This is a genomic window from Ruegeria sp. CH10 (genome assembly GCF_056537125.1).
On the sequence record NZ_JBQFQY010000001.1, the window covers coordinates 834,165 to 847,436 of the forward strand.

General features: G+C 61.1%; 13 protein-coding genes and 1 tRNA gene. 6 read left to right on the top strand and 8 right to left on the bottom strand.

The annotated features are described in order from the left end of the window. Positions 1–6 precede the first annotated feature (6 nt). The 6 genes from ACRZ94_RS04165 to ACRZ94_RS04190 form a co-directional block, all read right to left on the bottom strand. Positions 7–1,827: an ABC transporter transmembrane domain-containing protein gene (locus tag ACRZ94_RS04165; protein ID WP_480796735.1), complete on the bottom strand. Its 1,821-nt coding sequence runs from the start codon at positions 1,825–1,827 to the stop codon at positions 7–9. A 127-nt stretch (positions 1,828–1,954) separates the two neighbouring features. Beyond that, a tRNA-Gly gene (locus ACRZ94_RS04170) sits at positions 1,955–2,029 on the bottom strand. A 104-nt stretch (positions 2,030–2,133) separates the two neighbouring features. Further along, the gene (gene nagA / locus ACRZ94_RS04175; protein ID WP_480796736.1) at positions 2,134–3,270 is read right to left on the bottom strand and encodes an N-acetylglucosamine-6-phosphate deacetylase; all 1,137 of its coding nucleotides are present in this window, start codon (positions 3,268–3,270) and stop codon (positions 2,134–2,136) included. Continuing rightward, on the bottom strand, positions 3,267–4,295 hold the full coding sequence (locus tag ACRZ94_RS04180) for an SIS domain-containing protein (RefSeq protein WP_480796737.1): 1,029 nt from the start codon (positions 4,293–4,295) through the stop codon (positions 3,267–3,269). The genes nagA and ACRZ94_RS04180 overlap by 4 nt, the downstream gene beginning before the upstream one ends. Before the next feature lie 19 nt (positions 4,296–4,314). After that, positions 4,315–5,064, bottom strand: a complete 750-nt coding sequence (locus ACRZ94_RS04185) for a GntR family transcriptional regulator (RefSeq protein WP_480796738.1) — start codon at positions 5,062–5,064, stop codon at positions 4,315–4,317. Then, the gene (locus ACRZ94_RS04190) at positions 5,051–5,926 is read right to left on the bottom strand and encodes a glucosamine kinase nucleotide-binding domain-containing protein (RefSeq protein WP_480796739.1); all 876 of its coding nucleotides are present in this window, start codon (positions 5,924–5,926) and stop codon (positions 5,051–5,053) included. The genes ACRZ94_RS04185 and ACRZ94_RS04190 overlap by 14 nt, the downstream gene beginning before the upstream one ends. A 169-nt stretch (positions 5,927–6,095) precedes the next feature. On the opposite strand from ACRZ94_RS04190, the gene ACRZ94_RS04195 reads away from it, so the two are divergent. From ACRZ94_RS04195 to ACRZ94_RS04220, 6 genes are all read left to right on the top strand, one after another. After that, positions 6,096–6,983: an N-acetylmuramic acid 6-phosphate etherase gene (locus tag ACRZ94_RS04195; protein ID WP_480796740.1), complete on the top strand. Its 888-nt coding sequence runs from the start codon at positions 6,096–6,098 to the stop codon at positions 6,981–6,983. Between the two features lie 21 nt (positions 6,984–7,004). Continuing rightward, entirely contained in the window at positions 7,005–8,258 is a 1,254-nt protein-coding gene (locus ACRZ94_RS04200) for an ABC transporter substrate-binding protein (protein WP_480796741.1), read from the top strand. A gap of 66 nt (positions 8,259–8,324) precedes the next feature. Then, on the top strand, positions 8,325–9,239 hold the full coding sequence (locus ACRZ94_RS04205; protein ID WP_480650183.1) for a carbohydrate ABC transporter permease: 915 nt from the start codon (positions 8,325–8,327) through the stop codon (positions 9,237–9,239). A gap of 10 nt (positions 9,240–9,249) precedes the next feature. Continuing rightward, on the top strand, positions 9,250–10,089 hold the full coding sequence (locus tag ACRZ94_RS04210; RefSeq protein WP_480650182.1) for a carbohydrate ABC transporter permease: 840 nt from the start codon (positions 9,250–9,252) through the stop codon (positions 10,087–10,089). Further along, complete coding sequence (locus ACRZ94_RS04215; protein WP_480796742.1) at positions 10,086–11,120, top strand: Gfo/Idh/MocA family protein; 1,035 nt, start codon at positions 10,086–10,088, stop codon at positions 11,118–11,120. Before ACRZ94_RS04210 ends, ACRZ94_RS04215 begins: the two co-directional genes overlap by 4 nt. Continuing rightward, on the top strand, positions 11,117–12,109 hold the full coding sequence (locus tag ACRZ94_RS04220; RefSeq protein WP_480796743.1) for an ABC transporter ATP-binding protein: 993 nt from the start codon (positions 11,117–11,119) through the stop codon (positions 12,107–12,109). Before ACRZ94_RS04215 ends, ACRZ94_RS04220 begins: the two co-directional genes overlap by 4 nt. Positions 12,110–12,125: 16 nt before the next feature. Here the strand turns inward: ACRZ94_RS04220 and ACRZ94_RS04225 are convergent, their stop codons facing one another. Further along, positions 12,126–12,689 (bottom strand): tetratricopeptide repeat protein, encoded by a 564-nt coding sequence (locus ACRZ94_RS04225; RefSeq protein WP_480796744.1) that lies wholly within the window; start codon positions 12,687–12,689, stop codon positions 12,126–12,128. A gap of 30 nt (positions 12,690–12,719) precedes the next feature. Continuing rightward, positions 12,720–13,208 (bottom strand): Lrp/AsnC family transcriptional regulator, encoded by a 489-nt coding sequence (locus tag ACRZ94_RS04230; protein ID WP_480650178.1) that lies wholly within the window; start codon positions 13,206–13,208, stop codon positions 12,720–12,722. Positions 13,209–13,272 lie beyond the last annotated feature (64 nt).

A 13,272-nucleotide genomic window follows, 5' to 3' on the forward strand; every position in this document is an offset into this window, starting at 1 on the left:
GTCACGTTATTCGGCCGCGACGCCATCGGTGAACTGCAGCCGCGCCAGACGGGCGTAAAGACCATCCTGCGCCACCAAATCGTCATGGGTGCCTTGGGCCACGATACGGCCGGCCTCCATCACCACGATCCGGTCGGCCTTTTTCACCGTCGCCAGACGATGCGCCACGATCAGTGTCGTGCGCCCGGCGCGCATCTGGTCCACCGCCCCCTGTACCGCGCGCTCACTTTCTGCATCCAGGGCCGAGGTCGCCTCATCCAGCAGCAGGACAGGCGCGTCGCGCAGGATCGCGCGGGCGATGGCGATACGTTGTTTCTGCCCCCCGGACAGCATCACGCCGCGCTCACCCACAAAGCTGTCATAGCCTTCGGGCAAGGCCGCGATGAAATCATGCGCGGCGGCGGCGCGGGCGGCGGCCTCGACCTCGGCATCTGAGGCATCAAGACGGCCAAAGCGGATGTTCTCGCGGGCCGAGGCGGCAAAGATCACCGGGTCCTGTGGCACCAGCGCCATATGACGCCGGAAATCGGCGCGGTCGATGTCGCGCAGGTCGATCCCGTCCAGCTTCACCTGTCCCGAGGTTGGGTCATAAAACCGCTGGATCATCTGGATCACGGTTGTCTTGCCTGCACCTGACGGGCCGACAAAGGCGATGGTCTCCCCCGGATTGACCTGCAAGGTCATATCGTCCAGCACCACGATGTCGGGTCGCGACGGATAGCGGAAAGTCACATCTTCGAACCGGATTTCCCCGCGCAGCGGCGTGGGCAGAGCAGCCGGTTTGGCCGGGTCAACAACAGCGTCCTGCGCATTCAGCAGTTCAACCAGACGCTCGGTCGCGCCGGCGGCGCGTTGCAGCTCGCTCCAGATCTCGGACAGGGCCGCAACGGACCCCGCCATGATGATCGAATATATGACGAACTGGATCAGCACACCCTCGGTCATCACACCGTTGCGGACGTCGTTTGCGCCCATCCACAGCACGCCGACGATGCCCGAGAAGACCAGAAAAATCACGATGACCGTCAGAACAGCGCGGGTTTGAATACGGCGCAGCGAAACGACAAACGAGGTTTCTGTCATATCGCCGAACAGTTTGCGGCTGGCCTTTTCGTGGGTGAAGGCCTGCACGGTTTGCACCGCGCTCAGCGCCTCGCCCGCATTGCCGGATGAGGCCGCGATCCAGTCCTGGTTTTCACGGCTGATCACCCGCAGACGCCGCCCCAACAACAGAATAGGCACCACCACAACAGGGATCAGCAACAGCACCAGCCCGGTCAGCTTGGCCGAGGTCAGCAGCATCAGAACCAGACCGCCGATGAACAACAGCATATTGCGCAGCGCGATGGAGACGGACGAGCCCAGCACCGACTGGATCAGCGTTGTATCCGTGGTGATGCGGCTCAGGACCTCTCCGGTCATGATGCGTTCGTAAAACTCGGGGCTCATGCCGATGACCCGGTCGAACACCGCCTTGCGGATGTCGGCCACCACACGCTCACCCAGCCGCGTCACCAGCGCATAGCGCAGTCCGGTGCCAACCGCGAGGACACCCGCGATGCCCAAGGCGGCCAGAAAATACCAATCCAGCAATTCACCATCTTCGATGCGGAAATTGTCAACCACACGTCGCACAGCCAGCGGCAGGGTCAGGGTCATGCTGGCTGTCACGACCAAGGCCAAAGTCGCACCAATCATCAGCAAACGATAGGGCAGCATGAACGGCCATAACGACCCAAGGACACCAATTTTCTTGGACCCGGCGCGTTCTTCGCTGGCCCCTGGTGCAGATTGCTGCTCTGGACTGGCTGAGGCTCTTCTTGCCATGCGTGGGCCTTAACTTTGGTTCGCGTTCAAGTCCTAGCTTCTTGGCGGTCGCAACGGGCCGGGTCAAGCAGCAGGTGAAAAACGACCACTGATCAGGGCCATTTGACGCAGAATTTCGGGGCTGACTTGGAGCGGGCGGCGGGAATCGAACCCGCTTCATCAGCTTGGAAGGCTGAGGTAATAGCCAGTATACGACGCCCGCTCAGCGTCGGTCGGTTTAAGCGATGCACCAGATGGCGTCAAGCGTCGTTCGACCGCGAAAATCAATTTCTGCCCTTGCTGGTTCAACCTGCAAAAGCCGCAGATTTAGCCCGGCTTTGGCAGCCAGCCACAGCCGGTCAAATCCGACGAAATCCGGATCAGGGCGTCGTAGCGCAATGGCTGTTTGATCGGCAGACCGATCAGAGAGGCCGGATAGCTGGTCGCTGCGGCCAGCGCGTCCTGCAACGGCACGTCCACTTGCGTCACAAGCGTGCGGATGGCCGTGGTCAAGTCCAGATCGGCGCCAGCCAATGTCCCGTCCTCAAGCGTCAGACGCCCGTCACGCCGGGTTATGCGGCGGCCTTCCAGCTGAAACTCGGCCTGATCCGTTCCGGCGACCGCCATGGCATCGCTGACCAGAAAAACCTGACCGGGCGCAGTTTTGGCAGCCCACGCCGCCCGCATAACCTGAGGGTGGACATGAATGCCATCGGCGATCAAACCTGCCGACAACCTGCCATTGGCCAAAGCGGCCCCGACAAGGCCGGGCTCTCGGTTGCCCATCTGGCTCATGGCATTGAACAGGTGGGTGACACAGCGCGCACCCGCCGCCGCATAGCGCTGACATGTGGCAAAATCAGCGTTCGTATGCCCCAGCGAGATCAGGATGCCCGAATCCGCGAGCTGCCGTACCTGCGCCTCTGTCACCGATTCCGGGGCAAGCGTCACCTTCAGGCAGGGCAATTTCGCCGCTGCCACCACCAGCGCGGCCAGATCATCCTCGTCCATCGGTCGAATCAAACTACCGTCATGCGCACCCTTGCGCGCCACAGACAAATGCGGCCCTTCAAGATGCAGACCTGCCACGCCGGGAACGCCGTCGCGCACGGCCTCTATCGCTGCGGCGATGGCAGCTTGTGTTTTTTCGGGCGTGTCGGTGATCAGCGTCGGCAGGAAAGAGGCCACGCCAAGGCGGCGATGCGCGCTGGCAATCCGGCGGATCGTATCGACCGAAGGGTCGTCGTTGAACATCACCCCATCGCCGCCGTTGACCTGCAAATCAACATATCCGGGGCACAGGATGTCGCCGTTCAGATCGATCACCTGCCCTTCGGCGTTATCCTTCCGATCCGGCGCATTCTCGACCAGCACACCGTCGCGAAAGACAAATGTCTGATCGAGGTGCAAAAGCCGGCCGTCAAACAGGGCCCCGTTGCGGAATGTAAGTGAACCTGTGGTCATACCGTCTCGGTCACCTTTCTCAGATGGCGTGGGGCGTCGGGATCGATCCCATGGGCGCGGGCCACGGCCTCGACCATAGAATAAAATGAGGTGATCGTCGTGATCGGATCGGTCAGCCAGTGGTCTGTGCGCGTCACGGGCAAGCTGTGCGCCCGGGTCACGCGATCAGTGGCAGCAAACACCGTGGCCCCCTTGCCCGCCAACGCGTCCGCCGCATCGGCGGTCGTCTGCTCGGCGGCGTCCCCGGCGGCAAAGACGATGGTGGGAAACCCTTCGTCCACTATCGAAACCGGGCCGTGCAGAACCTCGGCTGCGGAATAGCTTTCGGCGTGGATCTGGCAGGTTTCCTTGATCTTCAATGCCGCCTCATTCGACATCGCAAAAGACGGCCCCCGCCCCAGTGTAAACAAGGACCGTCCCGTGATCGCCTTGGCCGCCGCCGACCAGTCATTCTGCGCCGCCTGTGACAGATGCCCGGGCAAGCGCTGGATCGCCGCCAACAATTCGCCATCCCCCTTGATCTCGGCCAGCAACCACAGCCCGGACACCAGCGAGGTGACAAAGGTCTTGGTCGCGGCCACGCTCAGCTCTGGCCCGGCATGCAAGGGCAGCACCGCGTCTGTCACCCCCGCCAACCGAGAGCTTTCGTTATTGGTAATCGCAACCGTCACCCCGCCTGACGATTTCAGCGACCGCGTCATCCCCACGATGTCAGGGCTTTGCCCCGATTGCGACACCGAAAGACACACCGCACCTGCTGCCCGCAGGTCGGTGCCATAGATCGAATTGACTGACGGCCCCACCGAGGCCACCGGCAGGTTCAACAGCAATTCAGCCGCATATTTCAGGTAGAGGCAGGCGTGATCGGATGACCCCCGCGCGACCGTTATCATAAACCGGGGATCACCCTGACGGACCTGCGCCGCCGCATCGCGAATATTGGCGGCCCCATTGGTCAAAAGGCGGTCCACGGCATCAGGAATCTCAAGGATTTCCTGACGCATTTTCGAGCTGTGTTCAGACATTCTGTTCCGGCCTTTCCGGTTACAAACGCAATTCGGCGACGAAATCATAAGCGTCACCGCGATAGAGCGAGCGGGTAAGTTCCGCGACCCGCCCGTTTTTGAGGAATGAAATCCGTTCGATATTCAGCCCGGCGGCCCCTTCGGGGACATCCAGCAACTCCGCCTCGCGCGCGGCCAGGTTGAGGGCCGAGATTTTCTGCACCGCCCGCACCGGTCTGCGGCCCAGATCGTCCAACACCTCGTACAGAGAGGTCGTGACTTCAATAGGATTGGGCAGAATGTCCAGCGGCAGCGCAGCGCGCTCCAGCGCCAGCGGTCGGCCATCCGCCTCGCGCAGACGATAGATGCGCGCGATCTGTTCGCCGTCTTTCAGGCTCAGCGCTGCGATCTCTTCGCGCGTCGGGGCAAAAACACCCCGTTCCAACCATTTCGAGGTCGTGCGCATGCCCCGGCTCGACATATCCTCGGTGAATGAGGTCAGATGCGTCAGCGATTGCTCAACCCGCGGCACGCGTTCGCGGATGAACGAGCCTGAGCCCTGACGCTGTTCAATGACCCCTTCCTGCACCAGTTCCTGAATTGCTTTGCGCACCGTGACACGGGACAAGTCGGTAATTTCCACCAACTCACGCTCGGACGGAAGGGATGCGTTAGGGGCCAGCACCCCGGTGTCGATCCCCTCTTGCAGCCTGCGACGCAGCTGAACATAGCGCGGACCTTTGTCCGGGCTCAGCCAGTGATCGGCGCGCAGGAACTCAGCGATGCTCATGCCGTATCTCCTTCGCAAGGGCCAAGGCGCCAACCAGCGGCTCGGCCAATGGGGGTCGGATGGTCGATTGCATGGCCTCAGGCAGATAGGGCGCATAGTGCCGGGCAATTCCGCCGGTCAGGCAAATCGCGCCGCCCGATTGCCACCCCAGCCGGTGGGCGGTCTGGGCAATGTAGTCGGCCCCGCCTTGCATAACCCGCAGTGCGACCGCATCGCCTTTTTGGGCGGCGGATGTGACACGTGGTGCCAGCGCACCAAACGCGGCAGGCGTCGCCGAGCCCGCAAAGGCCACAATGCCCGCCGTTCCATCGAACCGGTTCAGTAGCCCTTGGGTCAGATCGGTCTGCTCTTGTGTTCCATCACAGGCATCCAGCGTTTCAGACAATGCCCGGCGCCCCACCCACTGGGCCGACGCCTCATCCCCCAGAACCGAGCCCCAGCCCCCAGCCAACCGCATCTTGCCCCCGGATTGGACGGCCAGGAACGAGCCGGTGCCGCAATGGGCAACCAGACCATCCTCTGCGCCCAGCGCAGCGCGAACGGCAGCGGGGCGATCATCCTCGACCCGTGCGCAGGCCAACCCCAGCGCGTCCCGCAGACGCTCTGCGATATCCCCATCAGTCACGCCGGCCAGACCGACAAAGGCAGGCCAGGCGGACATCTCGGATGGGTCGACGGCAACCTGCTGGGACAGCGCATCCAACCCCGCGCGAATCTGCACAAGCGCCCCGTCAAAATCGGACGAAACATTGGCTGATCCGGTTTCAACACTATAGGTCACGCCATTGATTTCACAGGCAACCCGGCACCGCGTTCCCCCGCCATCGATGGCCAGAATGGCATTATTCTGAGACTCAGTCATGGCAATACCATTATAATACCTTTGGCTATTAAGGAAGCCCAATTCTCGCTTCTCAGCCTTAATTAGCGTTATAGAAAGTTGAAAAACCTAGGGGAATTTCATATCAAAAGAAAAGAATGGACAAGTGGTATTAGATAGGTATCGTATAACGCAAACATGGGGGATTCTCTTGACGCTGCCGCTGACCGAACAATTGCACCCGGATGCCGATCGCCTGACCAAAGGTAATCTGCACGTCGCGGCGCTTGCCTTGGCAGAAGGTCAGATCGCAGCTGCCGCCGCCATTCGCGATGCGTTGGACACCATCACTCACGGAGCGCGCGCCATGGCCCAGACGATCCGCGCGGGTGGCATATTGCACTATGTCGCCGCAGGCTCGTCCGGGTTGATGGCGGCGGCAGATGCGCAAGAGTTGGGGGGCACGTTCTCAATCCCCCCTGCCCGTCTGCGCATTCATATGGCGGGCGGCCTGCCGACAGGGGTCGAGATGCCGGGCACTGCTGAAGACGGTACCGATGATCTTGAGACCGCCTTAAGCACGCTCGGCCCCACGGACACCGTGATCGCCGTCTCGGCCAGCGGGTCCACGCCCTATACACTGGCGGCGATGGAGATTGCCCGGGCATGCAACACAACAGTCATCGGCATCGCCAACAACGCAGGCAGCCCACTGTTGCAGGGCGCAGACATTCCGATCCTGCTGGCCACGCCGCCGGAGCTGATCTCAGGCTCGACCCGCATGGGGGCGGGAACGGCGCAGAAGATCGCGCTGAACATGCTGTCCTCGCTGATGGCGGTCGAGCTTGGGCATGTTCACGGCGGCATGATGGTCAATCTGCGTGCCGACAATGACAAGCTGCGGGCCCGCGCCGCCGGGATCGTCGCGCGGGTCGCCAAGGTTGACGCGGACACCGCGCGACAGGCGCTGGCGGCTGCGGGCGGGGACGTCAAACCCGCCATCCTGATCGCCGCACATGGCCTGTCGCATGACGAAGCCTGCGCAAAGCTGACCGCAACAGATGGCATTCTGGCCGCCGCTTTGACCGAAAACGTATAACAATCAACCGGGAGACTACCTATGAAATACAAGAACCTGAAACTGGCCTTGCTGGGCACGACCCTGATGGCCACAAGCGCGATGGCCGAAGACGTGACCCTGACCATCGAAAGCTGGCGCAACGATGACCTGACCTTGTGGCAGGACCAGATCATTCCGGCGTTCGAGGCCGCCCATCCCGGTATTAAAGTTCAGTTTACCCCGTCCGCCCCGGCGGAATACAACGCGGTTCTGAACTCGAAACTGGACGCGGGTTCTGCCGGCGACCTGATCACCTGCCGCCCCTTCGACGCCTCGCTGGCGCTGTATGAGGCGGGTCACCTGACCGATCTGTCGGGTGTCGAAGCGATGGGCAATTTCTCGGACGTGGCCAAATCGGCATGGCAGACCGACGACGGCGCGGTCAGCTTCTGCGTTCCGATGGCCTCGGTCATCCACGGCTTCATCTACAACAAGGACGCCTTCAACGAGCTGGGCATCGAGGTTCCCACCACCGAGGATGAGTTCTTTGCCGCGCTGGACAAGATCAAGGAAGACGGCACCTATATCCCGATTGCGATGGGTACCAACGACCAGTGGGAAGCAGCCACGATGGGCTACAACAACATCGGGCCCAACTACTGGAAAGGTGAAGAAGGCCGCCAGGCCCTGATCGCCGGTGAACAGAAGCTGACGGATGAGGCATGGACCGCACCCTACGCCACGCTGGCCCGTTGGGGTGAATATATGGGCGACGGCTATGAGGCGCAGACCTATCCCGACAGCCAAAACATCTTCACACTGGGCCGCGCCGCGATCTATCCCGCCGGATCGTGGGAAATCTCTGGCTTCAACGGGCTGGCCGATTTCGAAATGGGCGCGTTCAAGCCGCCGGTCCGCAACGCGGGCGATACCTGCTATATCTCGGACCACACTGATATCGGCATCGGCATGAACGCCGCCACCGAGAACCCCGAAGCGGCCGAAACCTTCCTGTCTTGGGTCGCAAGCCCCGAGTTCGCCGAGATCTTTGGCAACGCCCTGCCCGGTTTCTTCCCGCTGTCCAGCACGCCTGTTGAACTGCAGGATCCGCTGGCCAAGGAAATCGTCGGCTGGCGGGATGAGTGTGAATCGACCATCCGCTCGACCTATCAAATCCTGTCGCGCGGTACTCCGAACCTTGAGAACGAGACCTGGGGCGCATCTGTTGCCGCCATCAAGGGCGCCAAATCGCCCGAGGAACTGGGCGCCGAACTGCAAGAGGGCCTGGCCTCCTGGTACGCCCCGCATCAGTAAACTGACCACCTACCCGGGCGGAAACGCCCGCCCGGGTACACCCGAAACCCCTTTGAAAGCTGACCCATGAACCGCCCCCGCTTCCGCTGGCATATCGTCGTGTTTCTGGCCCCTGCTGTGCTGGTCTATACGGCGGTGATGATTTTCCCGCTGTTCAACACGCTGCGGCTGGCGCTTTATTCCGAGGTGGACCAAAGCCGTGTGTTCGTGGGCTTGCAGAACTTTCAAACCCTGTTTTTCGATCCCATCTGGTCCGAGCAGTTCTGGAACGCTTTGGGCAACAACTTCTGGTTCTTCCTGATCCATATGCTGGTGCAGAACCCCATCGGGATCGCACTGGCGGCCCTGCTCAGCCATCCACGCCTGCGGTTCTCAGCGCTCTATCGGTCAGCGATTTTCATCCCGACGATCCTGAGCTTTGTGATCGTGGGCTTTGCCTGGAAACTGATCCTGTCTCCCATCTGGGGCATCGCACCGTCAATGCTGGACGCGGTGGGCCTGAAATCCCTGTTCGCACCGTGGCTGGGCAAAGAGGAATATGCGCTGACCACGCTGGCGCTGATCTCGGTCTGGCAATTCGTGGGCATCCCGATGATGCTGATCTATGCCGCCCTGCTGACCATTCCCGAAGAAATCCTTGAGGCCGGAGAGATTGACGGCATCACAGGGGCTTCGGCGTTTTGGAAAATCAAGCTGCCGCTGATCCTGCCCTCGATCGGGATTATCTCGATCCTGACCTTCGTGGGCAATTTCAACGCGTTCGACCTGATCTATGCCGCCCAAGGCGCGCTGGCGGGACCGGATTTCTCGACCGATATCCTGGGCACCTTCATGTACCGCACCTTCTTTGGCTTCCAGCTGCAACTGGGCGATCCGCATATGGGGTCGGCCATCGCAGGGGCAATGTTCGCGATCATTCTGGTGGGCGTTTGTATCTACCTTTTCGGCATCCAGACCCGGATGCGCCGGTATCAGATGTGAGGGTCCAGCGATGAACAAAGCACGCCATAACCCGCTGAACACCGCCGCAATGCACGGGGCGCTGATCCTTTATACGCTGATCGCCCTGTTCCCGGTTTTTGTGATCCTGATCAACAGCTTCAAATCCCGCCGTGCGATCTTTCGCGAACCTCTGGCCCTGCCAAATGCCGAAAGCTTCTCACTGATCGGCTATGAGACGGTGATGAAGCAGGGGGATTTCTTCCTTTATTTCCAGAACTCGATGATCGTCACCGTGGCGTCGCTGTTTTTCATCCTGCTGTTCGGGGCCATGGCGGCCTATGCGCTGTCGGAGTACCAGTTCAAAGGCAACCTGCTGATGGGGCTGTATCTGGCGTTGGGGATCATGATCCCGATCCGCATCGGCACCGTGGCGATCCTTGAGATGATGGTGGCCACCGGGCTGGTCAACACGCTTTGGTCGCTGATTCTGGTCTATACCGCGCAAGGCTTGCCATTGGCGGTGTTCATCCTGTCCGAATTCATGCGGCAGGTCAGTGACGATCTGAAGAACGCAGGCCGCATCGACGGGTTGTCGGAATACACGATCTTTTTCCGGCTGGTGCTGCCTCTGGTCCGGCCCGCGATGGCGACCGTGGCGGTGTTCAACATGATCCCGATCTGGAATGACCTCTGGTTCCCGCTGATCCTTGCCCCGGCTGAGGAAACCAAGACGCTCACGCTGGGCAGTCAGGTCTTTATCGGGCAATTCGTCACCGACTGGAACGCGGTTCTGTCGGCATTGTCGATGGCGATCCTGCCGGTGCTGGTGCTTTACGTCATCTTCTCACGCCAGCTGATCCGCGGCATCACATCCGGAGCTGTCAAATGACCAAAGTTCTGATCGCTGGCCTTGGAAACATGGGCCTCAGCCACGCGCTGGCCCATCACAACCACCCGGACGCGCAAATCGTGGGGCTGGTGAACCGGTCTGGCCGCGTAGACCACCCCGAGCTGGGCCAGTACCCTGCCTATTCGGATTTCCAGACCGCACTGGCCGAAACCAAACCCGATCTGGTGGTTGTTGCCACCTATTCCGACAGCCACGCCGATTTCGCCTGCGCGGCCATGGAGGCAGGTGCGCATGTCTTTGTGGAAAAACCGCTGGCCACCAACGTGGTCGATGCACGGCGCGTGGTGGACACCGCCACCCGCCTGAACCGCAAGCTGGTCGTGGGTTACATCCTGCGCCACCACCCCTCGTGGATGCGCCTGATCGCTGAGGCGCGCGACCTGGGCGGGCCTTACGTGTTTCGCCTGAACCTGAACCAGCAATCCTCGGGGGCGGAGTGGGAGACGCATAAGGCGCTCATGCAAACCACATCCCCCATCGTGGATTGCGGTGTGCATTATGTGGACGTGATGTGCCAGATCACCGATGCGCAGCCCGTCCGCGTGCATGGCATGGGCCTGCGCTTGTCTGATGAGATCGCCGAGGACATGTATAATTACGGCCAGTTTCAGGTCATCTTTCAGGACGGCTCGGTCGGCTGGTATGAGGCCGGATGGGGTCCGATGATGTCCGAGACCGCGTTTTTCGTGAAGGACATCGTCTCGCCCAATGGCTCGGTCTCGATCACCGACGGCAACAAGGGCGCGTCGGCCGATATTGACGGCCACACCAAGGTCGGCGGTTTGCTGATCCATACACCGGGCGGCGACCGCACGGTTGAGATGCCCGATGAGCCCAGCCATCAGGAACTGTGTGACGCCGAACAGGCGTACATGCTGCGCGCCATCGCTGACGATATCGACCTGACGCGCCATATGGCTGACGCCGTCCAATCCCTTGCCATTTGTCTGGCCGCCGATGAAAGCATCCGCACCGGCCAGCCCGTTTCCCTGCAGGAACCCGCATCATGACCGCTCTGACCCTGACCAATGTGAACAAGTCCTTTGGCGAGGTACATGTCCTGAAAGACATCACGCTTGAGGTGGAGGAAGGCGAATTTGTCGTCTTCGTCGGCCCCTCGGGCTGTGGCAAATCCACCCTGCTGCGCGTCATCGCGGGGTTGGAGGATGCGTCCTCGGGCGAGATCAATATTGACGGCCAGACCGTCAATCTGGTGCCGCCGTCCAAACGCGGCATCGCGATGGTGTTTCAAAGCTATGCGCTGTACCCCCATCTGAACGTGCGCGGGAACATGACGCTGGCACTGAAACAGGAAAAGCAATCCAAAGCGGTGATCGAAGAACGCGTCGCCACCGCCAGCCGGATGCTGAACCTTGAAGACTATCTGGACCGCTACCCGTCCGAGCTGTCCGGCGGTCAACGTCAGCGGGTTGCCATCGGGCGCGCCATCGTGCGCGAACCGAAGCTGTTCCTGTTTGACGAGCCGCTCTCGAACCTCGACGCGGCGCTGCGGATGAACACACGGATTGAGATCGCCAACCTGCACCGGGCGCTCGATGCCTCAATGATCTATGTCACCCACGACCAGACCGAGGCGATGACACTGGCCGACAAAATCGTCGTTCTGCGCGATGGGCGGGTGGAACAGATCGGCAGCCCGATGGAGCTGTATAACAACCCCGCCAATCAGTTCGTTGCGGGATTTCTGGGCGCACCATCGATGAACTTTCTGCCCGAGACCCTGTTGGGCGGAGGTCGGAACACCATTGGTATCCGCCCCGAAGACCTGTTCCTGTCCGATGACGGCCCGCTGGCCGCGCGGGTCAGCCATGTCGAGAAACTGGGCGGGGATACCAACGTCATTGCCACGGTACATGACCACGCCGTCACGGCGCGCCTGTTTGGTCAGCATGCGATTTCCGAAGGGCAAGAGCTGCGCTTTGCCTATTCTGCGGACAAAGCCTATCGCTTTGATGCCGCAGGACAAAGACTGCGTTAATCGGTACGGGGCGGGGTCAGATTTCCTCGCCCGGGGGCGCCAGCGGGCCGCCTTCGGCCATCAGATGACGCTCGGACAGCCAGGGGTTCAACTCCAGCGCGTCTTGCAACGCCGCGCGTGCCTCATCCAAGCGTTGCAGACCCAGCAATGTCAGCGCCCGGCCGCTGATCGCGGCCACATGGTTGGGCGACAGTTCAATCGCCTTGTCCAAATCCGGCAGCGCCGCCTCAAAATCATTGCCCAGGTAGTAGGCAAAGGCCCGCTGGTTGTAGCCTTCAGCATAAGCCGGGCAATAGGCGATCAACCAGTCGAAATCCGCAATTGCCCCCACCAGATCCGAGGCTCGGAGACGCGCCATACCCCGATCCAGCACCTCTTGCGCGCTGGCGTCCGGGGCATCCGCCCATAGCTCCCATAGCTGGCCTGACAGGGCCCGGGCGGCCTGCTCGGACTCGGCCTGCTGGATTTGTGAAATCACGTCACTAACCCCGGCACTGTGGTCGGGGGCGGCTGGGCAGTCCAGCGCGTAGGCAGCGGTGGACATGACCAACAGGGATGCGGCGATGGCGATCTGTTTCATGCACCAATGGTGACGCACCGTGGCTGTTCGTCAACCCGCCCCTTCAATCGCGCCGGACACACCGGTTTCTTTCACCGCCTCCATCGCCACAAAGGTCGACGTGTTGGCCACATGCGGCAGGGATGAGATTTTTTCGGCCAGAACCGCGCGGTATTCCGACATCGAGCCGGTTCTGATCTTGAGCAAATAGTCGAAATTCGATGCAATCATATGGGCTTGCTCGATCTCAGGCACTTTGCGGACGGCTGCATTGAACTCGGCCAGTGCCTTTTCGCGCGTATCCGTCAGGCGCACCTCAACAAAGGCCACGTGGTCCAGCCCAAGGCGGATCGGGTCCAAAAGCGCGCGGTAGCCGGTGATAATCCCCTCGGCCTCTAGCCTCTTCACACGTGCTTGAGTCGGGGATTTCGACAACCCGATGCGCCGGGCCAGGTCGGCCACGGGGATGCGCCCGTCCTCAGCCAGAATCGCCAGAATCGACCGGTCAAAACGGTCAAGATCGGGACGGTTCATTTGCATCGCAAAAGCCTTTCATTTCAGGACACTCGCCTTCTGAAATCACAAATTCGGGCGATTGTCCCGA

Bases quoted from the DNA above. Each gene is read 5' to 3' on its own strand.
- ACRZ94_RS04165 (WP_480796735.1), bottom strand. From the start codon at position 1,827: ATGGCAAGAAGAGCCTCAGCCAGTCCAGAGCAGCAATCTGCACCAGGG.
- nagA (WP_480796736.1), bottom strand. From the start codon at position 3,270: ATGACCACAGGTTCACTTACATTCCGCAACGGGGCCCTGTTTGACGGC.
- ACRZ94_RS04180 (WP_480796737.1), bottom strand. From the start codon at position 4,295: ATGTCTGAACACAGCTCGAAAATGCGTCAGGAAATCCTTGAGATTCCT.
- ACRZ94_RS04185 (WP_480796738.1), bottom strand. From the start codon at position 5,064: ATGAGCATCGCTGAGTTCCTGCGCGCCGATCACTGGCTGAGCCCGGAC.
- ACRZ94_RS04190 (WP_480796739.1), bottom strand. From the start codon at position 5,926: ATGACTGAGTCTCAGAATAATGCCATTCTGGCCATCGATGGCGGGGGA.
- ACRZ94_RS04200 (WP_480796741.1), top strand. From the start codon at position 7,005: ATGAAATACAAGAACCTGAAACTGGCCTTGCTGGGCACGACCCTGATG.
- ACRZ94_RS04205 (WP_480650183.1), top strand. From the start codon at position 8,325: ATGAACCGCCCCCGCTTCCGCTGGCATATCGTCGTGTTTCTGGCCCCT.
- ACRZ94_RS04210 (WP_480650182.1), top strand. From the start codon at position 9,250: ATGAACAAAGCACGCCATAACCCGCTGAACACCGCCGCAATGCACGGG.
- ACRZ94_RS04215 (WP_480796742.1), top strand. From the start codon at position 10,086: ATGACCAAAGTTCTGATCGCTGGCCTTGGAAACATGGGCCTCAGCCAC.
- ACRZ94_RS04220 (WP_480796743.1), top strand. From the start codon at position 11,117: ATGACCGCTCTGACCCTGACCAATGTGAACAAGTCCTTTGGCGAGGTA.
- ACRZ94_RS04225 (WP_480796744.1), bottom strand. From the start codon at position 12,689: ATGAAACAGATCGCCATCGCCGCATCCCTGTTGGTCATGTCCACCGCT.
- ACRZ94_RS04230 (WP_480650178.1), bottom strand. From the start codon at position 13,208: ATGCAAATGAACCGTCCCGATCTTGACCGTTTTGACCGGTCGATTCTG.